The sequence below is a fragment of the Moorella glycerini genome (assembly GCF_009735625.1).
Lineage (GTDB): Bacteria > Bacillota > DSM-521 > Neomoorellales > Neomoorellaceae > Neomoorella > Neomoorella glycerini.
Map to the genome: position 1 here is coordinate 3055165 of NZ_CP046244.1, position 26493 is coordinate 3081657.

The window sequence follows — 26493 nt, forward strand, 5'->3', positions numbered from 1 at the left end:
TCCATAGGGACAATTGTCACTACAACCCCTTTCTGGGGCTCTTAGTGGCTACCTGAAGGTTAAAATTTTAGGTGGAAGTGGAAGGCCCAAAATTTTTAACAATTCACTCTGGCTTTGTCCGGGCTGGGTGATACTATAAATCCGCTTATCAAGAAACTGCTGGTCAACAGCCTTTATCTCTTCTAATAATTCCAGGATACGGCGGCCGCTTTTATGGGCAACCTTCCAGCGGCGTAACTCTCTTTCTTGACTTTCAGGATCAGGGATTTGTTTCGCCTTAAAAATCTCATCTTCAATATATCGGCGATGTATCACCTCCAGCCATTTTTCAAAGAGATAAGCCAGCACACATATAAAGATGTGTCCCTTAACCCGACTTTCGTTGTAGTGGTAGATAGGCCTCAAGCGAATGAAGTCCTTGATATGGCGAAAGGCGGTTTCTACCTGGAGCAGGTTTTTATAGGCGGCAATTACCTCCTCAGCTGGCAGGTCAGCATTAGTCTGGATTAAAAATTTGCCGTCCCGCAAAGCCTCTTTAGCCAGAGCCGGCTCATTAATTTCAAAGTTGAAAGACTTGCCGTCATAAGTAATATCAAAAATTGGAGCAAGGCCCTTCTTGTTAAGGATAGCAGCTGCTTTAAGCATGACTCCTTTTGTGGTAGGCTTGCGCCCCCGCCGCGGGGTTTCCCGGGCCAGCCTGTCTTTCAGCTCTTGCAATTTTATCCTGGCTTCTTCTATCGCTTTGACCCGAAATTCATAATCCTCTTGGGCTTTGAGAGGATTGTGGCAAAGGATATAGCGAACCGGAGGCTCGAAGTTTTCCTTTTCTTCCTCTTCTCCCTCTACCAAGTTTTCTTTAGGGGGAGCCTGTACCTGCTCTGGTGGTACTTCCACATAAAAGAGGGGGTTATCGCCGTCTATTAGCTGGTATTCTTCGAGGTTTTGGTACCTGGCCAGTAGTTCATCGCTCACTTCCCGGCCGCGTTTATGAAAGCCCAGGATATAACGGAAGTTAGCCTCCTTGAGTTCTTCTAAATTATGACTGGTCAGCATACCCCGGTCGCCCACGAAAATACAGCTCTTGATGGCAAACTTTTGCTTAAGTTGTTCGATGGCGCCAGCCACGGTTACTTTATCAGGTATATTACCTTCAAATACCTGGTGGGCAATAGGCATGCCTTCCGGAGTCACCAGGAGGCCAATATTAATTTGCCGGCAGTCCGGCCGGTGGTCGCGGGAATAACCGAACCTGGCCAGGGGGCAATGGGTACCTTCAAAGTAGCTGCTGGTCAAGTCGTAAAACACCAGGTTAAGCTGATAACTCAAGAGATCCGTAAGCCGGTTGTACAAGTGGCGTTCCAGATAATCCTTCATTTCTTCCAGGACGTCAAGAGTACGGTAAAAATGATGCAACTCAGGCTGTTTCTCTTCCAGTTCCGGCAGGTAAATTTGCCTTAACCATTGGGATACTCCAAGCTTGCTTTTAGGAGCGATGAGGCGGTTTAAAATCATAATCTTGGTGCATAAGGCCACATCCATCTCTACTTGACGATTTTGGAGATAGTTTTTAAAGAAGGCGTCCAGGTCCAGTCGCTCCCAGAAAAAATTCACCACATAGGGGATACCATAATGCTTGGTGCCGAAGGTCTGGAGGTCCTTAACAGTGCCCAGCTCATCTTCCTTAAGGAATTCCCGCAGTTTATTAATAAGCCGCTGTATCTCTTCCTGGGAATACTGGTCGATGTTGCCTAAATGCCCAACCTGGCGCTGTTTTACCTTGCCTTTTTCCCGGTAGGATTCTACCAGGACCAGATAATGGTAGGTATGGCCGCCGCGCCTGGTAGTGATAATACGGGGGAACAAAGGGGCATCACCTCGGTTATCGTCATTACTATTATACCAAGAGATGCCCGGCGTGAAAATACTCTAAGGCAGATTTGTTTTCACTACGTTTTGCCGACTTCGGTAGAGAAAGATCGTTGATATTACTAGTCTTGGTGGTCTTTAAGCCCTTGAAATAGAAGTTTTAGTGTCAAAGTTGGGTTTTGAAAAGCAAAAATTTAAGCCCCGGATGGACCGGGGGCATAGAAGTAAGTAAGTATAGCCTTATCTGATGTGGTACCAACGCGGGAAGACTATTTAACAGCTATAACTTCACGCATACGCTCCAAGAATACCTGAAGATCCTGGCGCAAGGATATCAACGTTTCCGGTAGCTTCTGTACCAGCCTTTCCAACCGTTCGGCTGCCAGGTTGAAACCGTAAACGTTACGAAAAACATGGCGGAAGCCGCGGTATTCGTCCAGCAAGGCTGCTGTTTCTTTCTGGATTACATAGGGGCGTAGTTCCGGTAAATCGAGGGTCATTTGTACCAACAACTGGCGGTGCCATTCCGGATCGGCGGGCAGGCTATGGTCTATTTCTCGGGCAATGGTTTTAAAAATGTTTTCTGCTGCTACATAGAAATCATGGAGTATTGAGCCTGTTGCCCGTAAGAAAAAGGAATCTCCAGCTGGAAAAGCTATCTTAGCGTTTTGGTTTTTGGTTATCAATCCCTTTGCCGCCAGTTCAGCCTTCAGGCGGGCCATGTTCTCCAGTTCCTGGCGTATACGGCCTTCTAAAACAAGGAATTGTTCACCGGTCATAATTCCAGTCCCCTTTTTTGGACTTCTATCAATAAACCCGGTACGGCATCCTCGGCCAGGACAATACTGGGTGGAAAAGGTGCCGTGATGGCTTCTACTTCCGACCACATACGCCAGTAAAGTTCTTTAGGTGTAAACCCTTCTACCAACAAATCAATGTCTGAATAGGGGGTAAAATACTCACTCCAGGCCAGGGAACCATAAAGGTAGACCTTTTTAACCTGGTATTTCTCTTTTAACCAGCTGGCAGCCAGGCGAGCCTTGATTAGCGCTTCCTGGCGGCGGTTTATTGCAGCCTGCTTTTCTATTTCAGCCCGCCGCTGCCAGGCCTTCCGCATGGTACTAACGTCATCCAGCACCAGGTTCCCCGCCTTTCTTACTTAAAGCTTACCAAATTTACCTCATTAATTCTCCCGCTACCTGTATTACATTGTATCGTTACTTTTTTTACCAGTCAACGGCCATGTATTTAAGATAGAAAAATATAAGACGCCTTTATGGCGTCCTGTAAAAATGGTCGGAGCGACTGGACTTGAACCAGCGGCCTCTACCACCCCAAGGTAGCGCTCTAGCCAAACTGAGCTACGCCCCGTTATTCCTCTGTGCAAAGAAAAGTATATCACCTGACAAACGGCATTGTCAAGGGGCCACGGGGGCGATCCTGGCGTACCTGGGGCGAGCAAAATTATTTCTTCTGCAGGACACTGTGCAGTTCGCACAGGTGGCGTCTTTCCTGGCGTAACAATTCCTCTATCATAGCCGTTTCGGTTACGGATACAAGGTTCTTTAAACCGTTAAAAAACAATAGGGAATCCTTTTCAAACTGGATGGCCAGGTTAATAGCTTCTTGATCGGTAGTAATCTGCTGGGCTAGGGTCTCGGGGTCCAGTTCCCGAGGAAAGACGCTGTTATCCACCAGGGCTTGCATATATTCAGCATACTCTCCGGGATATGATTCCGGCGGGTCATAAGGGGTGGCCCTGGCCGCCAGCCGGGTAAAATCGAGGATATGTTGCTCTTCTTCTTGGGACAGGCGGGCAAAAAGTTGCCGGAGTTCCGGCTGCCGGGCGTTTGTACCCATGGCCTGGTAAAATGCCCGGCCATTTTCTTCGATGGCCCGGGCAAACTCGAAGACTTCGCTGGCGTGGAACATAAGCGATCCCCTTTACTGGTAGCATGCTTGTTATGAAGTTATGGTATTGCTTAGACGGAACCGCCGCCGCAGTCGGGAATATAGCAGTTGGCGTCCACAAAACTACAAACCGACTGGCAGGAAGGACATTTTTCCGGCGGCGCTTTGCCTTCAAAGGCATAACCGCAAACGGAACAGCGCCATTTGTTCATGCCAATATACTTCCTCCCGGATCCGGGTGAGATTATTGTAGTCATTATTGTAACCAGGCTAGTTATTTTAGCATGTTTTCAAGCTTCAGGTTCAAACATCTCTTTGCCCGCGCTGCATACCGGGCAAACCCAGTCTTCCGGCAATGCGCTAAAGGGTGTTCCCGCAGGGATGTCGTTATCTGGATCGCCTTCGGCCGGATCGTAGACATAACCGCATACTGTGCAAACATATTTTTCCATGATTTTATACCTCCTGGATGATTAATCAGTTGCCTTCTTGATTTGATTTCCAGTGGCCGTGGAGATTACAGTAGGCGCGGGCAGTAGCGCTGCTGGCTGCAGTGGCGAATACCGCTTCGGGGGCGTCGCCGGGTTCCAGGTGCTGTCGCAAGACCTGGCCGCCGGCCTGCAGTTCGATCCACTCAATATAATGCTTTTCTTCCATTGGATGGGGAACACTGCCAACGGTCACTTTAAAACCACCATTAACTTTAGTAACTACCGGGACATGCTTTTCTTTGCTGGCGTCTACGGTGTTCTCTGCCAATAACTCCATGGGTTTGCCGCAGCAGACCAGTGCCCCAACAGCGGGATGAAGGACCTCGACGATATTACCGCAAACATTGCACCTGTAAACCTGGCCGATTGCCGTCATAATTAAATTCCCCCTTTTAGTAAGGATTACTATTTGCAATTAATATTCGCTGTTATAGCCTTTTTTCCTGCTGGCTAAAAAATTTTTTAAAAAAGGTTCTACCCTTTAATGCTCCTGAAATTAAACTGAATACCTGCCTTGACTTCCTAACTTTGGTAAGGTAAAATGGCGTCGAAATCTTATAGAGGAGTGAGCAATATGCCCGGTCTTAAAGGTACCCGGACGGAAAAAAACCTGCTGACGGCCTTTGCCGGCGAGTCCCAGGCCCGCAACCGCTATACTTACTATGCCAGCCAGGCAAAAAAAGAAGGTTATGAGCAGATTGCAGCTATCTTTTTAGAAACTGCCGATAACGAAAAAGAACATGCCAAGCGTATCTTTAAATTCCTGGAGGGCGGCGAAGTAGAGATTAGCGCCGCTTTCCCGGCAGGTACCATCGCCACTACTTCCTTGAACCTGGCCGCCAGTGCCGACGGGGAAAATTATGAGCATACCACCATGTATCCCGAGTTTGCCCGGGTAGCCGAAGAAGAAGGTTTCAAAGAGATAGCTGCCGTCTTCCGGGCCATTGCCCGGGCCGAGAAGGGACATGAAGACCGTTATCGCGCCCTGCTGGCTAATATAGAAAATAACCGTGTCTTTAAGCGGGATGAAAAGGTGACATGGCGCTGCCGCAACTGCGGTTATATCCATGAAGGCACTGCCGCCCCAGAAATATGCCCGGCGTGTGCTCATCCCCAGGCGTTCTTTGAACTACAGGCGGAAAATTACTAAGGGGTAGCGATAGCCTATCATCCGGGTGCACCTGGCTCCTATGCCAGGCGATGCTTGCAAAAAACAAACCGAAAGGATGATTAAGAATCCATGGGCCAGCCCGTTACCATTGCGGAAGGTATTTACTGGGTGGGGGCCATCGACTGGAACATCCGCTACTTTCATGGCCCCGCCTTTTCCACCCACCGGGGTACTACATATAATGCCTATTATATTGTCGATGAAAAAACCGCTCTGGTGGATACCGTTTACGAGCCCTTTCAAGAGGAATTGATCGCCAAACTGAAGCAGATCCAGGACCCGGTGAAAATCGATTACCTGGTGGTCAACCACACTGAAAGCGACCACGCCGGCGCCTTCCCGGCCATCATGGACCTCTGCCCCGGCGCCCACGTCCTCTGTACCCAGCGGGGTTATGAAAGTCTCAGGGATCATTACCCTCATCTTGATTTCCAGTACACCATTGTCAAAACCAGGACCAGCATCAGCCTTGGTAAACGTTCCCTGACATTTATCGAAGCGCCCATGCTCCACTGGCCCGACAGCATGTTTACCTATGTTCCCGAAGAGGCCCTGCTCATGCCCAACGATGCCTTCGGACAGCATATTGCCTCCAGCGCCCGCTTCGATGAGCAAGTAGATGTGGGACTCATCATGGACGAGGCGGCCAAGTATTACGCCAACATCCTCATGCCCTTCAGCAGCCTGATTACCAAAAAGCTGGAAGAAATCCAAAAGATGAACCTGGCCGTTAAGACTATCGCCCCCAGCCACGGCATTATCTGGCGGCGGGATCCCCACCGGATCATTGAGGCCTATGCCCGCTGGGCTGAAGGCAAAGGTACGGCGAAAGCCGTTATTGCCTACGATACCATGTGGCTGAGTACGGAAAAGATGGCTTATGCCTTCCTGGACGGCCTGGTGGCCGGGGGCTGTGAGGTCAAGCTCTTCAAGCTCTCCGTATCCGACCGCAATGATATTATCAAAGAGATCCTCGATGCCCGCGCCGTCCTGGTGGGCTCGCCGACCATCAATAACGACATCCTGCCGGTGGTTTCTCCCCTCCTGGATGACCTGGTGGGCTTAAGGCCAAAAAATAAAATCGGCCTGGCCTTCGGCGCTTACGGCTGGGGTGGCGGCGCCCAGAAGATCCTGGAGGAGCGCCTGAAGGCCGCCAAAATCGAGCTTTTTGCCGAGCCCGGCCCCACAGTGAAGTGGGTGCCCAAGACAGAAGACCTGCAGCGTTGCTACGAACTGGGGCGGGAAATGGCGGCCAGAATTAAGGATTAACAAAGGAGGGAGCATTTTGGACACCAAAGCCCTGCACACCATCTCTTACGGGCTATATGTTGTTACGGCAAAAAAGGGCGACCGCTGCAACGGCCAGGTTGCCAATACCGTCTTCCAGATTTCCTCGGAACCGCCGACGGTTGCCGTCAGCATCAACAAGCAAAACCTGACCCATGAATTTATCCAGGCCGGCCAGAGCTTTGCCGTCTCGGTCCTGGCCAGGGAGGCCCCCCTCTCCCTCATCGGCCAGTTCGGATTTAAATCCGGCCGTGAGGTAGACAAGTTTGCCGGGTTGAACTACAAGCTAACGCAAGCAGGTCTTCCTTACCTGGCCGAGCACACCCTAGCGTACCTGGAAGCTAAAGTAAATCAAACGGTTGACGCCGGTACCCACAGCATATTTATCGGCACTTTAACGGACGCCGCCGTCCTGCTCCAGGGTGAGCCCATGACCTATGCCTACTACCACCAGGTCAAGCGCGGCACGACCCCGAAAACGGCGCCGACCTTTGTTGCCTCCCGGGAGGAAGCCGGGCCAGCAGCCGCTGCTCCCAGGTACCAGTGCACTATCTGCAACTATATTTATGACCAGCAGCAGGGCGACCCGGAGCACGGCATTGCTCCGGGTACCCCCTTTGAGGACCTGCCGGGCGAATGGGCCTGCCCTATCTGCGGCGCCGGTAAAGAAGCCTTCGAGAGAATTTGCTAGCTGCACCCTCTGGATTAACAAAAGCCATCTGTCTCACGCAGATGGCTTTTTGTTCATTTCCCAATTAGTTATCCTCATAGGCCGCCAAAAATCCTCTCTGGGAATACCAGCTTGGGTGCAAATAGTTCAACTCAATAAGCATACAACGTACCATATGGCCGTTTATTGTAGGGTATCAACTTGGTAAAGGGCCGGGCCAGGATCTTTTCGGCCTCCAAGTCAAAATAACGGGCAAAATCGCCCACAATTTCCCGCAGGCGCTTCTGGTCAGCGGCTGTAGGTGGTACTGCTTTAACTTCTTTACCCAGGTAGAAGGTATCTACCTGGCCGCGGATAAAGATCTCGCCGCCGTGCATCCCGGTGCCTACAAAATTACCCACCATGGCTTCCCCGGGTTGCAAATCCAGGCCCAGCAGGACCAGGGTACCACCGGCCATGTACTCGCCGAAAAAGTCCCCGGCCTTGCCGCCAATGACAATCAAGGGATTTTTCTCCCGGAAGGCCTTCATGTGGATACCCACCCGGTAGCCGACATTGCCGCGGATGAAGATCCGGCCGCCGCGCATGGAGTAACCGGCTATATCGGTGGCGTTGCCGTGGATAATTACCGTGCCGTCGTTCATGGTGTTGCCCACGCCGTCCTGGGCATTACCGAAAACCTCTATTTCCAGCCCGTCCATCAGGGCCGCCAGGTTGTTACCCGGCACACCGTAAATCTCCAGCCGGGCCCGGCCCTGGACCCCGGCACCGATGTAACGCTGGCCGTTGACGTTTTTTAAAACCAGTTCCCGGCAGCCGTTATCCAGGAGGGTCCTGATAGACTCATTCAGGACTTGATAAGACAGGCCCCGGGCATTCAAGGTTTCCATAAAATCCCCTTCACCTCACTCTGCCAGCTTTTGCTGCCAGATGGTTTCCGGTAAACTCAAGAGACCAAAATCTGGCCGCAGCAATGCATCTTTAAAGGACGTGACCTCAATGCCTTCTTCGAGCAACTGGCGGTAGATGCCGGCCCGGTCAATTTTATTGATCAGCAGCGCGCCTGCCAGGCGGTTATCCTTTAAAACCAGCTTGCGGTAGACCAGGGTGGCAGGGTCTACTTCCGTCAGGAGTTCATATCCCTCACCGGTGGCGGTACTGTTACCCATGCTGATAATATGCAGCCCCAGGAAACCAAGGGTGTTATAGGGCGGTAAAGGTAGATAGGTCTCCTGTGCCCCGGCCATATTGCGCCCGGCTATTTTCCCCTGGATGGCGGCATGGGGTAGTAAAGGCGGGTTACCGGCCACTACATCCCCGGCGGCATAAACACCGGGTAAGCCGGTGCTGAGGTCTGGTCCCACCACGACGCCGCGGTTAATGGTTACCCCGGGTAAACCCTCGAGCAGCTCGACATTGGGCCGTACGCCGATGGCAATCACCAGGATGTCGGCCTTGAGTTCCCGGCCGGATTTAAGCTCCATGAGGAGGCGGCCATCATCCTCCTGGCGGATGCTGGTCAGGGTATCGTTTAAATAAAGATTGACACCCTTATCCTGCAGGAAGCCGGCTATTAAGGCTCCCGCTTCCGGGTCCAGGGCCGGAGCCCAGATACGGTCGGCCAGCTCCACCAGCGTTACTTTGACGCCCCGCTGCACCAGGCTCTCCATGGCCTTGAGACCCGTCGGGCCGGCCCCCAGGATGACGGCTTCCCGCCCGGGGATGGCAGCAGCCTCCAGGCGTCGAACGTCGTCATAGTTTATAAAGGTAAAATAGTTGGCCGGTGTTAACCCCGCAATGGGCGGCACAAAGGGCCGGCCCCCGGTGGCGAGGAGCAAACGGTCGTAGGGAAGCTTCTCACCGTTATCCAGGTGAACCTGGCAGGCTTCCGGGTCCAGTTTTACAGCCCGGCGTCCCAGGAGGACGCAGACGTTATTTTGAGCATAAAACTCTTGCGGCCGGTAGGGCATATCCTGGTCCTGGACCCGCTTTTCCAGCCAGTAGGAAATGAGGGGCCGGCCATAGGCATAATAGTTTTCCGCCGAGACGATGGTAATGGAGCCTTCCCGGTCATACTCCCGGATTCCTACCACCGCGTTGACGGCAGCTACGGAATGGCCGATCAGGACGTAGTTCATGCCCCTGCCCTCCTTTCCTCAAAAACAAGGGCCCGGTTGGGACAGCCGGCCACGCAGGCCGGCTCATCAGCCTCCCGGCAGAGGTCGCATTTTAAAGGCACCGGGCGGCCGTTTTTCTCCCCGGGCCGGATGGCGCCATAAGGACAGCTGGCCACACAGGTCCAGCAACCCACACATTTGTCTTCCTGGCAGTAGACAATCCCCGTCTCCGGATCTTTGACCATGGCCCCGGAGATGCAGCCGGCCACACAGCGGGGGTCATCGCAGTGACGGCACTGGACGGCTACCGAGAGGGGCAAACGCTCTTCGACAATAACCCGCGCCGCACCCCTTAAATTCTCGCGCTTATAGGCCCGGAAAAGATCACGGCTGCGGGAATGGGCCACAATGCAGTTCACTTCGCAGAGGTGACAGTTCATGCAGTAGGCCGGCCGGGCATACACTTTTTTCAATGGTGTTCCCTCCCCTGCTACATTGCTTCGCCGGCATGCTTGACACCCAGGAGCTTCAGTTCCACTTCGTTTAAGCCTACGCCCTGCAGGTGCAGGCGGTTGCCGCGCAGGCTCTCAATGGAGTTGATGCCCATGCCGCCCAGCATTTCTTTTATCTCGTGGGACCAGCCCCGCAGCAGGTTGTAGAGGCGTTCGGCGCCGATTTCCGGGTTCAAGCGCCGGCTGCGGTAGGGGTCCTGGGTGGCAATACCCCAGCTGCACTTGCCGGTATAGCATTTCTGGCAGAGGTGGCAGCCCAGGGCAATCAAGGCGGCGGTGGCGATGTAGACCGCATCGGCACCCAGGGCAATGGCCTTCACCACATCGGCGCTGCTGCGGAAGCCCCCGGCAGCCACCAGGGATACTTGGTTGCGGATGCCTTCCTCGCGCAAGCGTTGGTCCACGGCGGCAATGGCCAGCTCGATGGGAATACCCACATGGTCCCGGATCATGGTAGGGGCCGCCCCGGTTCCCCCGCGAAAGCCGTCAATGGCGATGATATCGGCCCCGGCCCGGGCAATACCGCTGGCAATGGCCGCCACGTTATGGACGGCCGAAATTTTGACGGATACCGGTTTCTGGTAACGGGTTGCTTCTTTTAAGGTAAAGATTAACTGCTTCAAGTCTTCAATGGAGTAGATATCATGATGGGGAGCCGATGACAGGGCATCGGTACCCTCCGGTATCATTCTCGTCGCGGCCACAGGCGCGGTAATCTTTTCCCCCGGCAGGTGGCCGCCGATGCCCGGTTTGGCTCCCTGGCCGATTTTAATTTCGATCACCCGCCCGGCATTCAGGTAACCGGCATGGACGCCGAAGCGGCCCGAGGCCACCTGCACCACGGCGTGATCGGCATACTGGTAGAGGTCTGCAGGCAGGCCGCCTTCACCGGTATTAAACAGGGTGCCGAATGCTTTGGCCGCCCGGGCCAGGGATTCAAAGGCTTCATGGCTGATGGACCCGTAAGACATGGCGGAAAACATGATAGGGGTTTCTATGGGTACCAGGGGTGTTTTGGTTTTATCCTTGCGTTCCTCCCTGCTTACCGGCTCGGTCCGGCTGCCCAGGTAAGTCCGCAGTTCCATTGGTTCCCTTAAAGGATCAATGGAAGGATTGGTCACCTGGCTGGCGTTAAGGAGCAGCCGGTCGAAATAGGTAGGAAAGGGCTGGTCGTTACCCATGCCGGTGAGGAGCACCCCGCCGGTTTCCGCCTGCTTGACAATGTTGCGCAGGTGGCCTTCCGTCCAGTGGGCATTGGGCCGCATAGGCGGCGGGTTTTTATAAATAGTCAGCGCCCCGGCCGGGCAGATGCTGACGCAGCGCTGGCAGTTGACGCAGTTGGCATCAATGGTATAGAGGCGATCGTCTTCAGCGTCATACTTTTGGGCGTCAAAGCCGCACTGGCGCACGCAGGCCAGGCATTTAATGCATTTGTTGTCATCGCGGGCGACACTGAATTCAGGCGGCATCAGGCTGAGAGTCGGCATTGGGCTTCCTCCTCCAGGCGGCCGATGACCGGCTCGCCACCCTGCGGGTACCATACCCTTTCCACGTCAGGGCAAATTTCCCGGATGGCTGCTTCCTCGCTGGCCACATACAGGGTGGCGGCGTGAGAGCCGGCTACCAGGGGCCGCAGCTTAATGCGGTCATTCAGGGCCATAATGCCGCCGCTAAAGCCGACAATGATGGAAAAGGGCCCGTTCATCAGGAGGCTACCGTAAACTACCCGCAGGCGGGTATAAAGGTCGCGTTCCGCCGCGGGCAGGCGGTCAATCTCCTGCCAGAAGGGGGCTGCCAGGACCCTGGCCGCCAGTTCCAGGGGCAGGTTATGGCGCCGGACCAGTAAATCTATGGCGTAGGCGACTACTTCAGTATCGGTCTGCAGGGTCATTTTATAACCGTACATTTCTAAAAAGCGCCGGTTGGCCCCGTAGGAAGATATCTCGCCGTTATGAACTACCGACCAATCCAGCAGGGTAAAGGGATGAGCGCCGCCCCACCAGCCGGGGGTATTGGTGGGAAAGCGGCCGTGGGCAATCCAGCTGTAGGCCTGGTACTCGTCCAGGCGGAAAAACTCGCCGATATCTTCGGGATAACCCACTCCTTTAAAGGCTCCCATGTTTTTACCGCTGGAAACGACATAGGCGCCGTTGACGCTATCATTGATGCGCATGACCAGCCGCGTCATGAAGTCGGCCTCTGTCTCTTGGGATTCTTCAATTTTCGACAGCCTGGGGGTTACAAAATAGCGCCATAGTAAGGGCGCTTTGCCAATGGACCGGACATGACGGGTGGGGATACGGTCTTCGGCTTCAATATAAAAATTATCCTTTATCAACTCTTCCACCTGGTTGCGGCTCAGCTTATCCTCAAAGAGCAGGTGGAGGGCATAATAATCTTGATATTCCGGGTAAATGCCATAGGCGGCGAAGCCGCCACCCAGGCCATTGGAGCGCTCCTGCATCAGGGCAATAGACTGGATGATGGCGCTGCCGTTAACCCGGCGGCCGTCTTTATTGATAAAGCCGCTGATGGCGCATCCCGAAGGTATCCGGTATTCTCCCTCCCTGAGCATCGTTGCTCCCTCCTTAAATGGAAGTTTAAAGTTGAAGTTTGAAGTTAGAGGTGAGAGGTGGGATACTAAAATTTCGTCAGGTACTGGTCGATCTCCCACTGGTGTACCCTGGTACGGTACTGTTCACATTCGAGTTTCTGGGCCAGGGTCAGGCGCTCATAGATATGGGGTCCCAGGGCTTCCTTGATAACCTCATCTGCGGCCAGGGCTTCCAGGGCTTCATCAAGGCTTCCCGGCAGGACGCCGATGCCTTCCGCCTGGAGTTCGGCCGGGGTCATGGCAAAGATATTTTTATCCGTCGGCGGCGGCGGGGTCAGGCCTTTTTTAATCCCGTCCAGACCGGCCTTCAGCAGTACAGCCAGGGCCAGATAGGGGTTGCAGGAAGGATCCGGGTGCCGTACTTCAATGCGGGTGGAAGGACCGCGTTTGGCCGGCACGCGGATCAAGGGGCTGCGGTTGCGCGGCGACCAGGCGATATAGACCGGCGCTTCATAACCAGGCACCAGCCGTTTATAAGAATTGACCGTCGGGTTGGTTACGGCTGCCAGGGCACGGGCATGAGTCATGACGCCGGCGATAAACTGGTAGGCGGTCTGGCTTAGACCCAGCTTGTCCTCGGGATCGTAAAAGGCGTTCCGGCCGTCTTTTGACAGGGAGATATTAACGTGCATACCCGAACCGTTAATGCCGTAAATAGGCTTGGGCATAAAGGTGGCATGGAGGCCGTGGCGCTGGGCAATGGTCCGTACCACAAATTTAAACGTGGCAATGCGGTCAGCCGTGGTCAGGGCCTCGGCGTATTTAAAGTCAATCTCATGCTGGCCGGGGGCGACCTCGTGATGGGAGGCTTCGATTTCAAAGCCCAATTGCTCCAGGGTCAGGACCATATCCCGGCGGGCGTCTTCACCCAGGTCCACCGGGGTGAGGTCAAAGTAACCGGCCCGGTCATGGGTTTCCAGGGTCGGCCGGCCGGAGGCGTCGGTGTGGAAAAGGAAGAACTCTGCTTCCGGCCCGGCGTTCATGGTGTAACCCATGGCGGCTGCTTCGGCCGTAACCTTCTTCAGGGCACAGCGGGGACAACCGGCAAAGGGCGTGCCGTCGGGGTTATAAACGTCGCAAATGAGGCGGGCTACCGTCCCCTCATGGGGCCGCCAGGGGAAAACAACGAAGGTGTCGGGATCGGGGCGCAGGTACATATCCGACTCTTCAATGCGCACAAAGCCTTCAATGGAAGAGCCGTCAAACATGAGTTCATTGTTGAGGGCCTTGGGCAACTGGTCCACGGGAATGGCTACATTTTTCAATACCCCAAAAATATCGGTAAACTGGAGGCGAACAAATTTTACCCCCCATTCCTCGGCCCGGTTTAGGACAGCCGCCCGTTTTTCCTTGTCATCCATCAGCATAAACCTCCTGCTAAATTATAGAAACTGTCTACGCCAGTTTCTTTATAAAAAGCGTCCTGCAAGAAAAGGGCATAAAAACCCTCTCCTTCAGGACGCCGTTGCCCTAAAGGGTTAGTCCGTCTTTTTGGCCTTATTGCTGCCGCCCTGGAGTTCATGGGCGACAATAATGGCTTCGGCAATGCTTTTCATGGGTACGCAGCGGTCCATACTCTGGCGCTGCATGCGCCGGTAGGCCTCGGCTTCCGTTAATCCCATGGTATCCATGAGAATGCCCTTGGCCCGCTCAATTATTTTCCGGGCGGCCAGGGTCTCCTTCAGCTTGCTGATTTCCTGCTGCAGGCGGCTTATTTTCTGGTAATTGGCCAGGGCTGCTTCTACCGCCGGCAACAAGGTGCTCTCCTGGACCGGTTTAATTAAATAAGCAAAGATCGGAAAATCGCGCGTACGGGCAAGCAGATTGCGGTGCCAGGAAGAGGCCAGGAGGATAATCGGTGCTACTCCATCTTCCTCGATGATCCTGGCTACTTCCAGGGCATTGGTACCCTGGAGTTCGCTATCTAGAATTATCAGGCTGGGCTGCAGGGTGCGGATCATCCGCAGGGCCTGGCTGCCGTCCGGGGCTTCGCCGGCAATCAAGTAACCTTCCCGTACCAGCATGTACTTCAAGTTTTGCCGGGCAGACGGGTCGGCACTGGCGATAAAAATTTTGGGCTGTTGCATAAAATTGAATCCCTGCCCCCCTCGCGCTACGCCGTTGTAGCACTTTCAAGGACCCCTTTGCCCTGCGAAATGCTTTTTCATTTGAGTATGGTACAATTATAAAGGAAAAACGCTGAGTTGACAATAGGTTAAACAGATGTATCCAGTATTTCAAAAAATATTTTCGCATAGTGAAAATCATGTTCTTCTTGGACCAGGCAAGTTTTGTGCCTGGGAGCATAAGATTTAAGTAAGTTAGTATTACAGGGAGGTTAAAACATGGGCCAGGGCAAGTTAAGAAGGGTCTTCCCCGGCGGGAATACCTGTGAAGGGTTTTATTCTTTTTATGATTACATTATCGAACCCGATGCCACCCGCATCTTCGTCGTTAAAGGCGGCCCGGGAGTGGGCAAGTCCACCTTCATGCGCAAAATCGGCGAAACCATGCTGGCTAAAGGTTATGATGTGGAATTCCACTGCTGCTCCTCCGATAACAATTCCCTGGATGCCGTGGTCATCCCGGCCATCAAAGTAGCTCTAATCGATGGTACGGCTCCCCATATAGTTGATCCCAAGAATCCCGGTGCCGTAGATGAGATTATCCACCTGGGAGACTACTGGGATGAAAGCAAGATGCGGGCCCATAAAGAGGAAATCCTTAAAGCTAACGCCCGGGTGGCGCGCTTGTTCCAGATAGCCTACAGTGCCCTCCGGGAAGCCAAGGTTATCCGCGATGAGTGGGAAAGCTATATTTCCGAGTGTATGATTGAAAGCCAGGTTAACAGGGCTGTGGCTAACTTGCTCCATACTATTTTCAGCGGTGTAGCACCACGTTATGACCGGCCGGCCAAAGTCCGCCATCTCTTTGCCACGGCTATCACCCCCGATGGTATCATTACCGGCCACGTGGAATCCCTACTCCAGGATGTGCAGCAACTTTATACCATCTCCGGAGAACCTGGTTCCGGCGTACCACAGGTGCTGGCCCGGATCGCCGACCTGGCCCACGAAAAAGGACTGCATACTGAAATTTACCATTGCCCCTTTAATCCCCGGAATATCGATCTGGTAATCATGCCGGAAATAAAAGTGGCGGCCATGAACGTCCAGCCGCCGCATACCTACGATCCCTCGTCTTTACCGGACCTTATGGCCATGAAACTTAACCTGTCGGCCTATATCGACCGGGATAAGCTGGGAACTTACGCCCACGAGATCAGCAGCGCCGCCTACCGCTATCAGGCCTGCCTGGACCGGGCCGTGGCCTACATCCGCCAGGCCAAATTAACCCATGATTACATGGAAACCTTCTATATACCGGCCATGAATTTTGAGGCCATCAACGCCAAACGCCAGGAGGTCCTGCAGCGGATTTTGAACTATGCTGCTGAATTTCCTGAAACCCTGATTAAAGCAAGTTAAAGCTTTTAAAACCCTTCCTAATCTGCAGTATTAGGAAGGGTTTTTGGTAACTATCCGTGGAACAAAAGCATAAGTTAACATGAGTACAAGAGATGGAAAAGAAACGGGGTGATACTCCCTGGACCGGCAAATAGCCATTTTTACACCCAACCTGCTGGCCTGGAATGGGCAAGAACCAGTAATCGGGGGCCTGGAAAGATACCTCCACGCCCTGGCAGAACTCCTGACAGAGATGGGTTATGAAGTTTCCTTCCATCAGAACGCCCACCGGGATTTTCAAACTACTTTCCGCGGCTGGCCGGTATATGGCTACCAGGCCGATCAGCACCATTTGCACTTAACTGTTAAACGAATGGAGGAGACTGTCCGCGGTAGAGTGCTTTATTCCTCTATTCTCCAGCAAGTCTATTACCGCCCCCGTTCTATTTGTATCTCCCACGGCGTCTGGTGGGAACTACCAGGTTACAGCCCGGCCCACGCCCGGGCTGCTTATGAAAACTATGTCGCTGCCGCCCTTATTCAGGCCACTTTAATAATATCTTGCGACTACAACTTTCTTAACGTTGCCCGGGCCATCTACCCTAATCTGGCCGACCAGAAGGTCCGGGTAATCCCAAACTTTGTCGATTTAAAGCAATTTTATCCTCGCGAAAAAGAACAACAGCCTAGGGTACGCGTCCTGTACCCGCGCCGGCTGGCCCCGGAACGGGGCTTTGACCTGTTGAAAGAGGTTATCCCTCCTTTACTGGCTGAGTACCCCGACCTGGAGTTTCTCTTTGCCATTGATACAAATACCCCCCGGTACCTGGAGATTTTTCATGCCTGGCGGCAAAAGGAGGCCCATAACGGGCGTATCCTTTACTGTCATCCAGACTTTAACGCCATGCCGGAGGTTTATGCCGCTGCCGATATAGTTGTTATTCCCAGTATTTATTCGGAGGGTACCAGCTTTTCATGCCTGGAGGCCATGGCCATGGGTAAGGCCGTTATTGCCACCAATGTTGGCGGGCTCACCAATCTGATTATCGATGGCTATAATGGCCTGTTAATCCATCCCTCCAGGGAATACCTGACCCAAGCCCTGCGCTTTTTAATTGATCACCCCCGGGAACGCCTGCGCCTCGGTGCCAATGCCGCTGCTACCGCCCGGGCCTTTGACCGTCGCCTCTGGGAAGCCCGCTGGCGCCAGTATATCAGCAGGGTTTATCCTTTGGATAAGCTGTAGTTCGGAGGGGAAGTAAGTTCTATGCCCAAGGTTACGGCCATGATGATCGTTCGTAATGAAGCCAATCGTTATTTGGAGCGCTGCCTTAAAGCTTTGACTGACTATGTTGATGAGCTGGTCATCCTGGACGATGCCTCTACGGATGCTACTCCTGAGATCTGTTTGAGTTTCCCCATGGTTAAACTTTATTGCCGCGATACCCCCTTATTTCTTAAGGATGAAGCCCAGTTGCGCTGCGAACTCTGGCACCATACCGTAGCTACCAACCCCGAATGGATACTGGCCCTTGATGCCGATGAATTCCTGGAGACCAGGGTAGACCGGGAACTCCCTTATTTGCTAAAACAGGATCTCTTTCCAGCTATTAGCTTTCGCCTTTTTGATTGCTGGGGCAGTGAAGACTACTACCGCGTCGACGGCCTCTGGAATCCCTGGCTGCGTGGTTTTTCTATCTACCTCGTCAAGTACCAGCCCTGGCTGGATGCCGCCTGGCCATTACAAAAATTTCACTGCGGCCGCCTGCCTCTAGCCTACCGCCGCCTGCCCCACCTGGAAAGCGATCTAAGGATCAAACACCTCGGCTGGGCCAACCCGGCTGATATCCGGGCTAAATACGAGCGCGCCGTTAGCCAGGATCCGACCTTTAAATATATGCCCCGGGAACATTATGAAAGCATCCTCTGGCCAGCGGATAAAATTCAGCTCGAAAAATGGCAGGACTAGATAACTTCTCCGTGCTAAGATGCATATAGTAATACTAATCCAGAAAAAGGAAAGACCCCCTTTGTCAATACCCAAAAGGCATAGGGGGAAAGAGAAAAGCTTGTAAAAGGAGTGATCTGCATGGCTCTAACCGCCAGCGCCACTGTTACTGGCAGTACGGCAGGAACTGCCGATGTGGCTCTAACCTTAAGCCCGACCACGGCCCTTTTTTCCCCGGCCAACCTGGTTCCCGGCCAGTCTGTCGGGTCGCCCCAGCTGCAAGTGTCAAATACCGGTACTGTAGACGAGTATTACTTTATCTTTGCTGACTGGAAGGAAGTAAGCCCTACTACTCCCCGCGAGGCCCAGTTACTTGCCGACCGCTTAAACATTTATATCGAAGCCAGCCCAGCAACAGTGCTCTATAATGGCACTCTTTCCGGTCTATACAACCAGCCTTCTAGTGGCCGCCTGCTGGTTTCGCCCTATGATGACCTGCTGACCTTCGTCGTCAGCCTGCCTAGTAATACGGGTACCATAGCCCAGAACCTGGACTTGAGCGTCGATCTGGTCTTTACGGCCCAGGCTTCCCCCCTCGCTTAAAGCATAGCCCGGCCCCGGCCGGGCTTAACTTTGGAGAGCTAATTGCAAGAAGGTGATAAAGAGATATGACGACTAAAAAGGTAGCTTTTTTAACGACTAACTTTTTTCACCCTACTAACGAAAGAATTATTATGGGCGGTGCGGAGCGTTACCAGGTTGACCTCTGCCGCCTGCTCCGCGAGCTAGGTTTTTATGTTGAGATCTGGCAGATAGGCAGCGGTTGGACCCAGGAATTCGATGGCGTGCGTATCCGCAGCATCCCGGTTTCTAGAAGCGAATACCATACCTTTCCCGAGCTCAGTACAGCCTTTTATGAGAATTCCATGGCCTTTGATTACGCCATTTATTTCATCCTTACCCTGGCTTACCCCATAGCCCGGGAAAAAAGCATTGCCATTAGCCACGGGATCTTTTGGGATTGGCCGGGTTTCGACCTCATGGCCGGACGCCTGGAGGACCGCCAGGAATGGTTAAGGCGGCTTGGTATTGCCCTGATAGGCCCACAAAAATTAATCTCTGTAGATACCAACACCATTAACTTCTTCAATGCTACCCTCCCCGGCTTTTATCACAAATGGGAGTACATCCCCAATTATGTTGATACTGACCTTTTTCACCCACCTGAGGAGGTAAAAAATAGCACGGATACCATCCGTGTCCTGTTCCCCCGCCGGCTGGTTCCCGTTCGCGGGATTAATGAAACCATGCGGGCAGCAGAAAGATTGACGGCTCGCTATCCCTGGATTGAATTTCATTTTTGTGGACGCGGCCATGATGACAACGCCGAAAGGCTCATGTCCCAGTGGATTGCTACCCAGGAACGTTGCTTTTACTACTGGAAGCCCCTGGAGATGATGCCCGAGGTTTACCGCCAGGCGGATATTGTCATCATCCCTTCACGCTCTACCGAAGGCACGAGTCTGGCCGCCCTGGAGGCCATGGCCAGCGGCCGGCCGGTAATTGCCGGCCTGGCCGGTGGCTTGAGCGACATTATTTTGCACGGCTACAATGGTTATCTAATTAAACCGACTGTGGAAAATCTGGTGGCGGCCATCGAAGATTTGGCCCGGGATAAAGCTAAAAGGCAGATCATGGGCCAGAGGGCTCGGGAAGTGGCTCTGACTTTCAACCGTAAGATATGGGCTGAGCGTTGGGCCAGGGTCCTGGAAACAGTCTTTCGCTAATTGTCTGGTTTTGGACTCACCGGGTGGGTGAAGGTATGTGCCCTTTACAGCTCCTACTGTGGCCAATAAAGGTAACCGCTTCCATGTCGGTCCCAGTCCGATTATCCTGGTAACGGTGCAGGAATGGGTGGTCTTTAATATCGTGCAATCAGCTTTGCTGTTAATTCCAGCCTGGGGAATACAGCCAGTAAGTCCGCCTGCAAATGCGCTTGCTGCCCATGCCGGCCGGCCTTTATTACTTGAGGAACTACAGCCGGGGTATATTGAATTAGTCACTGCGGAAAGGGTGCTGGATTCGGTTTACCTGGCCACGGAAAACTTATTCCAGTGGTCTTATAGTTCCTCCTCACCTACCCTAGGCGTGCCGGTTAAAGTTATTGCCTGCGGGGTTAAAAATATTACCGCCAGGCAGCAACTGGTGCCCATTCCCCCCGGCAGCCATGCCCTGGCTAGGGCTTTCTACAATTATGAAATTCTTGTGACCTATGCCGATGCTGCCGGCCACACCGCTACCATTACCTTGATGTCCGGGCCCCGCTGGCAGCGGGCCTTTGTTTCCGCCGGACCGGGCCGCCTGGAGGTACAGGTCAAGGTTGCCTGTTCACGGATTGAGATTACTACTCCCCCTGCCCCGGAACCCGGGCCGGCCTTGCCGTATAAGCCGGTCCGGGTATGGGTTTGGGGGTGACAAACAGGGCGTGTCCCTGGTCGCGAAATTGGCGGCACCTCATGCTGATTTCAAAACATGGTCAAGTATTGCTCTACTTCCCACTGGTGGACCTGGACGCGGTACTCGTCCCATTCCTTTTCTTTGGCTTCGACAAAGCGTTCATAGATATGATCGCCCAGGGCTTCCCGGATTACATTATCACGGGAAAGCTCCTCCAGGGCTTCCTTGAGGTCCCCCGGCAGGCTGCCGATACCCAGGTCGCGGCGTTCGGCTGCCGTCATTTCGTAGATATTGCGCTCTACAGGCGCAGGGGGCTGGATCTGCTTCTTTATCCCGTCCAGGCCGGCTTTGAGCATGACGGCCAGGGCCAGGTAAGGATTGCAGGCCGGGTCGGGGTTGCGCAATTCTATTCTAGTTGAGGCCCCGCGCTTGGCCGGCACGCGAATCAAGGGGCTGCGATTGCGGGGGGACCAGGCAATATAGACCGGGGCCTCAAAACCTGGTACCAGGCGTTTGTAGGAATTGACCGTCGGGTTGGTAACAGCTGCCATGGCCCGGGCATGGTGCATCAGGCCGCCAATATAGTAATAGGCTGTCTGGCTTAGCTGTAAGGGATCTCCCGGATCATAAAAGGCGTTCTGCCCGTCTTTGAACAGGGACTGGTGGGTATGCATGCCCGAACCGTTAATGCCGGCTACAGGTTTGGGCATAAAGGTGGCATGCAGGCCATGGCGCTGGGCGATGGTGCGGACAACGAATTTAAAGGTAGCAATTTTATCGGCCGTGGCCAGGGCGTTATCGTATTTGAAGTCAATCTCATGCTGGCCCGGGGCAACCTCATGATGGGAAGCCTCGATTTCAAAGCCCATGGCTTCCAGGGCCAGGACCATATCCCGGCGGGCGTCTTCGCCCAGGTCAACCGGTGACAGGTCAAAGTAACCGGCCTGGTCATGGGTTTCCAAGGTGGGCTTACGGCCATCGGTATGGAACAGGAAAAATTCCGCCTCGGGGCCGGCATACATGGTATAGCCCATAGCTTCCGCCTCAGCCAGGACTTTTTTCAGCGCTCCCCGGGGACAGCCAGCAAAGGGGGTGCCGTCAGGGTTGTAAACATCGCAGATTAACCTGGCTACCGCCCCGTCGGCCGGCCGCCAGGGAAAGATGGCAAAGGTAGATGGGTCGGGCCGCAGGTACATATCGGATTCTTCGATGCGGACGAAACCATGGATGGAAGAGCCGTCAAACATTAATTCGCCGTCAAGGGCTTTCTCTAATTCCTTGGTTGTAATGGCAACATTCTTTAAAACACCGAAGATGTCGGTAAACTGCAGGCGGATAAAACGGACGTTAAGTTCCTTTACCCGCTGGAGAATATCCTCCCTGGTTAGTTTTTCATTTACCATCGAAAATCCTCCAGTTAAAATTTTTCCCCCAAAAGCATAAAGCCCTCTCAAGCTACTACTTTCTATAGCTTCAGAGGGCTTCTTTACCCCTTTGGGAACGCCATTGCTCCCGTTTTATACATTTTACCGTTCCCCGGCTTTTGAAGTTATTATATCATACTAGGTAGAGCCGTCAAGTTTTTTATGATAGAATAATTACGGAGACCCGGTGATAAAAGGGATTAGCCAGGTTAACCGGGTACAACTACCACTGAGGTGAGATAAAATGTTGTGGTCGCTACTCTTCCTTTTTTTATTTATCCCCATGCTGCTGGCTTCCCTTTTCCTCAATTTAGCCGTTTTCTCCTTTGCCCGGCTGGGACTGACACCGGCAGGGGCTTTTACTTTGCTTGCAGCTTCAATCATTGGCGGGCTCATAAATATCCCTATTTCTCGTCGGCGCCTTTATATTGAACAACCCCAGTTCGGTCGCTTCCCCTTCTTTTTCTATTACCCGCCCCAGGTGAGCTACCAGCTCCTGTGCGTTAACGTCGGCGGGGCGGTGATCCCCGTTCTCTTTTCCCTCTACCTCCTGGCCACCCGGGCGCCGTTACTGCCGTCCCTGCAGGCTACCCTTATTGTTACCATTGTAGCCAAGGCTCTGGCCCGGGTAGTACCGGGAGTGGGTATTTCCATACCTACCTTTATCCCGCCCATTGCCGCCGCCCTGGCCGCCATCATCGTTTCTCCCCATAATACTGCCCCGGTGGCCTACATTGCTGGCGCCCTGGGCACCCTCCTGGGAGCCGATATTTTAAACCTCGGTGCCATCCGCAGCTTGCGCTCCCAGGTGGTCAGCATCGGCGGCGCCGGCGTCTTTGACGGCATTTTCCTGGTGGCCCTGGCCGCTTCTTTATTAAGTTAAAGTACTGAGTTAAAGCTGCCTGTCGGGGACAAAAAACCCTGCCCTTACTGGCACAGGGCAGGGTGAAGACCTTGCCTAAATATCGTAGTACAGGACAAACTCGTAGGGATGGGGCCGGAGTTTAATCTGGCTGATTTCCTTTTTCGTTTTGTATTCAATCCAGCTATTGATGAGGTCCTCGTCAAAGACGCCACCCTGGAGTAAAAACTCGTGGTCATTTTGCAAGGCGGCAAGGGCTTCATCCAGGGATCCGGGCAGGGAGCTTATCCTGGCTGCTTCTTCCGGCGGTAAATCGTAGATGTCTTTATCCAGGGGGTCACCCGGATGAATCTTGTTTTTAATCCCGTCGATACCGGCCATTAACAGGGCGGCAAAGGCCAGGTAGGGGTTGCAGGAAGGATCGGGCGGCCGGTATTCGATTCTCTTGGAGTTCGGGCTGTTGGAATACATGGGAATACGGATGGCCGCGCTGCGGTTGCGCTGGGAGTAAACCAGGTTCACCGGGGCTTCAAAGCCGGGCACCAGCCGCTTGAAAGAATTGGTGGTGGGGCTGCAGAAGGCTGCCAGGGCCGGGGCGTGCTTTAACAACCCGCCGATATAGTAAAGGGCGAGTTCGCTTAGACCGGCGTAGCCGCCGGCATCAAAGAACAGCGGCCGGCCGTCCTTCCACAGGCTTTGGTGGACGTGCATCCCCGAGCCGTTATCCTGGAACACCGGCTTGGGCATAAAGGTAGCCGTTTTGTTATGCTTGATGGCTACGTTTTTGACCACATATTTAAACATCATCAGCTGGTCGGCCATCCGGGTGAGGGGAGCGTACTGCATATCAATTTCACCCTGGCCGGCCGTGGCTACCTCATGATGGTGGGCTTCCACGGCGATGCCCATTTCTTTGAGCAGTAACACCATTTCTGTACGCAGGTTTTGCAGGGTATCAGTAGGGGGAACCGGGAAATACCCTTCCTTGTATCGCGGCCGGTAGCCCAGGTTGGGATGGCCGTTCATTTCTGTCCCTGAGTTCCAGAAACCCTCGATGGAGTCGAGGAAGTAATAACCGGCGTACTGGCTGTGATCAAAACGAACGTGATCGAGGATGAAAAACTCGGCCTCCGGGCCCCAGCAACTGGTATCGGCAATACCCGTTTCTTTGAGATAGGCCTCCGCCTTCTGGGCTATAAAGCGGGGATCGCGATTGTAGTTCTTGCCGGTAACCGGGTCATAGACGTTACAGATCAGGCTCAATGTCGTGATTGCGCAAAAGGGATCGATAAAGGCTGTTCCCGGGTCAGGAATGAGGATCATGTCGCTCTCATTGATGGTTTTAAAGCCGCGGATACTGGAACCGTCAAAACCCACGCCGCTGGTAAAAACCTCTTCCCCAAACTGTTCTATGGGGACCGTGAAATGCTGCCATGTGCCGGGCAGGTCGATAAATTTCAGGTCAACCATCTGGACATTGTTTTCCCTGGCCATGGTGAGGACTTCTTTTGCCGTCATACTCTTGGAGAAACCCCTTTCCTTTTAAAGTTATAGCCTGGACTACCATTTTCATCCTCCCAGGAACAAGCTATTCCTTCCACCTCCCCCTGCTTCAGGAAAAAGAAAAACGCCCCATGGGGGTTTTACCCCTGGAGCGTCTTTGCTCACCTGGCATGCATCGCCGTTCGCTTTTAATTTTAGGATAAAGGACACCCTTGCCCTTTGCTATTTAATATATACCACAACTGGATTTTTGGCAAGCATCAATTTAACAGAAAAAGATTTCCCAATTTACCCCTTGACAGCCGGTGGGGTAGCGATATAATTAAGTTATAAATCAAGCGGTGTAGTTTGATTAAGGGGTAAAGGAGCCCCGGTATCACGAGGTACCGGGGCTTTTACTTTACCCCGGGAGTAATGGGGCTCCGTACTGGTATTTTGAGCAGTATGGAGCCCCTGCTGTTAGGAGGTGATGTATCCACTTTTTCTTTGTGGGCAACGCCGTCCAAGAAATATCATTTTACCCAATAAAAGGAGGCTCCCACATGAAACACCTCAGGAATCACTATTTGAACATCAGGAAGCCTGTTCTTATCGCCTGTTTAATCCTGGCCGCCTTAATTATCCTCAGCCTGGCCCTGCCCGCCTGGGCCGGTGACCCCACCGGCGCTGCTACCGGGGGTATTGCCGACATCCCGGCGGCCCAGGCCGGCACGCCAACTTTAGAAGAAATAGCAACTGCGACAGGAAAGTTGAAGATTGGCCTTAATTTTGTCTGGACCCTCCTCGCCGGTTTCCTGGTCTTCTTCATGCAGGCCGGTTTTGCCCTGGTGGAAACAGGCTTCACCCGGGCCAAAAACGCCGCCCATACCATGGCCATGAATCTCATGGTCTTCCTGGTCGGCGCCGTGGGCTTCTTTGTCCTGGGCTTTGGCCTCATGTTCGGCGGCCTGGGGTCCGTGGCTAACCTGGGCGGTACTCCGCCCCTGACCAATGAGTTAACAGCCGGCGGCTGGGGGTTGCTGGGGTGGAAGGGTTTTTTCTTAAACGGTGACGCCTATGATGTGGGCGTTTTCGCCCTTTTCCTCTTCCAGATGGTCTTTATGGATACGGCCGTGACCATCCCCACCGGAGCCATGGCCGAACGGGTTAAATTCAGTGCTGTTGTCCTGGGTTCCTTCTTTATTGCCATGTTCCTCTATCCCATCTTCGGCAACTGGGTGTGGGGCGGAGGCTGGCTGGCCCAGCTGGGGAGCAAGCTGGGCCTGGGTCACGGTGCCGTGGATTTCGCCGGTTCCGGGGTAGTCCATTCCATCGGTGGCGCTGCCGGCCTGGCGGGGGCCCTCATCCTGGGACCACGCCTGGGTAAATACCGGGACGGCAAGCCGGTGGCTATGCCCGGCCATGATATTCCCATGGCCATCCTGGGTACCATCATCCTCTTCTTCGGCTGGTTCGGCTTTAACCCCGGCAGTACCCTGTCCGGCGGCGACCTGCGCATCGCGGTAGTGGCCGTCAATACCATGATGGCCGGAGCCGTCGGTGGCCTGGCCGCCATGCTCTATACCTGGTGGCGCCAGGGTAAGCCCGATCCTTCCATGATGTGTAATGGTGTCCTGGCTGGCCTGGTGGCCATTACCGCTCCCGCGGCCTTTGTCAATGGCCCGGTAGCCTGCCTGATTGGTGCCGTAGCCGGCGTCCTGGTTGTCTGGAGCGTTTACTTCTTCGATCACGTCCTCAAGATCGACGACCCGGTAGGAGCCATTTCCGTCCACCTGGTTAATGGTCTCTGGGGACTCCTGGCGGTAGGTCTCTTTGCCGACGGCACCTATGGCGCCGGCTGGAACGGCGTTGGTGCTGACACCTACCTGGGAGTCGCTGGCCAGGGCGTTACCGGCCTCTTCTACGGCGATCCCGGCCAGCTGGTAGCCCAGCTAATCAATATGGCGGCAGTCTTCATCTGGGGCTTTGGCGTTTCCTATGTATTTTACAAGGTTCTCGACAAGATTATGGGTATTCGCGTCAAGCCCGAAGCTGAAGAACAGGGCCTGGACATCCCCGAAATGGGCGCCCAGGCTTACCCTGACTTTCTCCTGGCCTTTAACGACACCTACAGCCCGGGACCGGCACCTGCCAGGCAAACTGCTTACGCTCCCCGCCGGCAGGAAGTACCGGTTCGCAATTAGAGGGGGTCTT

General features: G+C 53.7%; 27 protein-coding genes and 1 tRNA gene. 11 read left to right on the forward strand and 17 right to left on the reverse strand.

Annotated features, from left to right (window positions below; all coding sequences use genetic code 11):
- Positions 1–48: 48 nt before the first annotated feature.
- The 8 genes from MGLY_RS15285 to MGLY_RS15315 all read right to left on the reverse strand — a co-directional run bounded on the left by MGLY_RS15285 (position 49) and on the right by MGLY_RS15315 (position 4644).
- Positions 49–1863: an IS1634 family transposase gene (locus MGLY_RS15285; RefSeq protein ID WP_156272643.1), complete on the reverse strand. Its 1815-nt coding sequence runs from the start codon at positions 1861–1863 to the stop codon at positions 49–51.
- A gap of 272 nt (positions 1864–2135) precedes the next feature.
- The gene (locus tag MGLY_RS15290) at positions 2136–2645 is read right to left on the reverse strand and encodes a ribonuclease toxin HepT-like protein (RefSeq protein ID WP_156275255.1); all 510 of its coding nucleotides are present in this window, start codon (positions 2643–2645) and stop codon (positions 2136–2138) included.
- On the reverse strand, positions 2642–3004 hold the full coding sequence (locus tag MGLY_RS15295) for a nucleotidyltransferase family protein (protein WP_211661932.1): 363 nt from the start codon (positions 3002–3004) through the stop codon (positions 2642–2644). The genes MGLY_RS15290 and MGLY_RS15295 overlap by 4 nt, the downstream gene beginning before the upstream one ends.
- 155 nt (positions 3005–3159) lie before the next feature.
- Positions 3160–3237 (reverse strand) — tRNA-Pro (locus MGLY_RS15300).
- Between the two features lie 93 nt (positions 3238–3330).
- Complete coding sequence (locus tag MGLY_RS15305; RefSeq protein ID WP_156275261.1) at positions 3331–3798, reverse strand: ferritin-like domain-containing protein; 468 nt, start codon at positions 3796–3798, stop codon at positions 3331–3333.
- Between the two features lie 50 nt (positions 3799–3848).
- A complete protein-coding gene (locus tag MGLY_RS17875; RefSeq protein ID WP_170291120.1) occupies positions 3849–3989 on the reverse strand; it encodes a rubredoxin-like domain-containing protein in 141 nt (46 codons plus the stop codon).
- Between the two features lie 78 nt (positions 3990–4067).
- On the reverse strand, positions 4068–4229 hold the full coding sequence (gene rd / locus MGLY_RS15310; RefSeq protein ID WP_156275263.1) for a rubredoxin: 162 nt from the start codon (positions 4227–4229) through the stop codon (positions 4068–4070).
- 25 nt (positions 4230–4254) lie between these two features.
- A complete protein-coding gene (locus MGLY_RS15315) occupies positions 4255–4644 on the reverse strand; it encodes a desulfoferrodoxin (RefSeq protein ID WP_156275265.1) in 390 nt (129 codons plus the stop codon).
- Between the two features lie 198 nt (positions 4645–4842).
- Between MGLY_RS15315 and rbr the strand changes: the two genes are divergently transcribed.
- From rbr to MGLY_RS18670, 3 genes are all read left to right on the forward strand, one after another.
- The gene (gene rbr, locus MGLY_RS15320) at positions 4843–5418 is read left to right on the forward strand and encodes a rubrerythrin (RefSeq protein ID WP_156275267.1); all 576 of its coding nucleotides are present in this window, start codon (positions 4843–4845) and stop codon (positions 5416–5418) included.
- A gap of 90 nt (positions 5419–5508) precedes the next feature.
- Positions 5509–6708 (forward strand): nitric oxide reductase FrpA, encoded by a 1200-nt coding sequence (gene fprA, locus MGLY_RS15325; protein ID WP_156275269.1) that lies wholly within the window; start codon positions 5509–5511, stop codon positions 6706–6708.
- A 16-nt stretch (positions 6709–6724) separates the two neighbouring features.
- The gene (locus MGLY_RS18670) at positions 6725–7417 is read left to right on the forward strand and encodes a flavin reductase (protein ID WP_156275271.1); all 693 of its coding nucleotides are present in this window, start codon (positions 6725–6727) and stop codon (positions 7415–7417) included.
- 131 nt (positions 7418–7548) lie between these two features.
- Here MGLY_RS18670 and MGLY_RS15335 read toward each other — a convergent pair whose 3' ends face one another.
- The 7 genes from MGLY_RS15335 to MGLY_RS15365 form a co-directional block, all read right to left on the reverse strand.
- Entirely contained in the window at positions 7549–8286 is a 738-nt protein-coding gene (locus tag MGLY_RS15335) for a GltB/FmdC/FwdC-like GXGXG domain-containing protein (RefSeq protein WP_156275273.1), read from the reverse strand.
- A gap of 15 nt (positions 8287–8301) precedes the next feature.
- Complete coding sequence (locus MGLY_RS15340; protein WP_156275275.1) at positions 8302–9534, reverse strand: NAD(P)/FAD-dependent oxidoreductase; 1233 nt, start codon at positions 9532–9534, stop codon at positions 8302–8304.
- Positions 9531–9986, reverse strand: a complete 456-nt coding sequence (locus tag MGLY_RS15345; protein ID WP_156275277.1) for a 4Fe-4S dicluster domain-containing protein — start codon at positions 9984–9986, stop codon at positions 9531–9533. The genes MGLY_RS15340 and MGLY_RS15345 overlap by 4 nt, the downstream gene beginning before the upstream one ends.
- A 17-nt stretch (positions 9987–10003) precedes the next feature.
- The gene (locus tag MGLY_RS15350; RefSeq protein WP_156275279.1) at positions 10004–11512 is read right to left on the reverse strand and encodes a glutamate synthase-related protein; all 1509 of its coding nucleotides are present in this window, start codon (positions 11510–11512) and stop codon (positions 10004–10006) included.
- Positions 11494–12600, reverse strand: coding sequence for a class II glutamine amidotransferase (locus MGLY_RS15355; protein WP_156275281.1), 1107 nt, complete (start codon positions 12598–12600; stop codon positions 11494–11496). Before MGLY_RS15355 ends, MGLY_RS15350 begins: the two co-directional genes overlap by 19 nt.
- A gap of 65 nt (positions 12601–12665) precedes the next feature.
- Positions 12666–14000, reverse strand: coding sequence for a type I glutamate--ammonia ligase (gene glnA / locus MGLY_RS15360; protein ID WP_156275283.1), 1335 nt, complete (start codon positions 13998–14000; stop codon positions 12666–12668).
- 117 nt (positions 14001–14117) lie between these two features.
- Positions 14118–14726 (reverse strand): ANTAR domain-containing response regulator, encoded by a 609-nt coding sequence (locus MGLY_RS15365; RefSeq protein WP_156275285.1) that lies wholly within the window; start codon positions 14724–14726, stop codon positions 14118–14120.
- A gap of 258 nt (positions 14727–14984) precedes the next feature.
- On the opposite strand from MGLY_RS15365, the gene MGLY_RS15370 reads away from it, so the two are divergent.
- From MGLY_RS15370 to MGLY_RS15395, 6 genes are all read left to right on the forward strand, one after another.
- A complete protein-coding gene (locus MGLY_RS15370) occupies positions 14985–16127 on the forward strand; it encodes a PRK06851 family protein (RefSeq protein ID WP_156275287.1) in 1143 nt (380 codons plus the stop codon).
- Between the two features lie 154 nt (positions 16128–16281).
- Positions 16282–17352 carry a glycosyltransferase family 4 protein gene (locus MGLY_RS15375; RefSeq protein ID WP_489676592.1) on the forward strand — a complete coding sequence of 357 codons (1071 nt, stop codon included), beginning with the start codon at positions 16282–16284 and terminating at the stop codon, positions 17350–17352.
- Positions 17353–17373: 21 nt separating this feature from the next.
- The gene (locus tag MGLY_RS15380; protein ID WP_156275293.1) at positions 17374–18075 is read left to right on the forward strand and encodes a glycosyltransferase; all 702 of its coding nucleotides are present in this window, start codon (positions 17374–17376) and stop codon (positions 18073–18075) included.
- A 120-nt stretch (positions 18076–18195) separates the two neighbouring features.
- Entirely contained in the window at positions 18196–18657 is a 462-nt protein-coding gene (locus MGLY_RS15385) for a hypothetical protein (RefSeq protein WP_156275296.1), read from the forward strand.
- 65 nt (positions 18658–18722) lie between these two features.
- Positions 18723–19841 carry a glycosyltransferase family 4 protein gene (locus MGLY_RS15390; protein WP_156275298.1) on the forward strand — a complete coding sequence of 373 codons (1119 nt, stop codon included), beginning with the start codon at positions 18723–18725 and terminating at the stop codon, positions 19839–19841.
- Between the two features lie 58 nt (positions 19842–19899).
- Complete coding sequence (locus MGLY_RS15395; protein WP_170291121.1) at positions 19900–20529, forward strand: hypothetical protein; 630 nt, start codon at positions 19900–19902, stop codon at positions 20527–20529.
- Between the two features lie 50 nt (positions 20530–20579).
- Here the strand turns inward: MGLY_RS15395 and glnA (MGLY_RS15400) are convergent, their stop codons facing one another.
- Positions 20580–21914 (reverse strand): type I glutamate--ammonia ligase, encoded by a 1335-nt coding sequence (gene glnA, locus MGLY_RS15400; protein WP_156275302.1) that lies wholly within the window; start codon positions 21912–21914, stop codon positions 20580–20582.
- Positions 21915–22179: 265 nt separating this feature from the next.
- On the opposite strand from glnA (MGLY_RS15400), the gene MGLY_RS15405 reads away from it, so the two are divergent.
- Entirely contained in the window at positions 22180–22818 is a 639-nt protein-coding gene (locus MGLY_RS15405; protein WP_156275304.1) for a DUF1614 domain-containing protein, read from the forward strand.
- Between the two features lie 75 nt (positions 22819–22893).
- Here the strand turns inward: MGLY_RS15405 and glnA (MGLY_RS15410) are convergent, their stop codons facing one another.
- Positions 22894–24315 (reverse strand): type I glutamate--ammonia ligase, encoded by a 1422-nt coding sequence (gene glnA / locus MGLY_RS15410; RefSeq protein ID WP_156275306.1) that lies wholly within the window; start codon positions 24313–24315, stop codon positions 22894–22896.
- 527 nt (positions 24316–24842) lie between these two features.
- Here glnA (MGLY_RS15410) and MGLY_RS15415 point away from each other — a divergent pair.
- The gene (locus MGLY_RS15415; protein WP_156275311.1) at positions 24843–26483 is read left to right on the forward strand and encodes an ammonium transporter; all 1641 of its coding nucleotides are present in this window, start codon (positions 24843–24845) and stop codon (positions 26481–26483) included.
- The last annotated feature ends 10 nt before the right edge of the window (positions 26484–26493 follow it).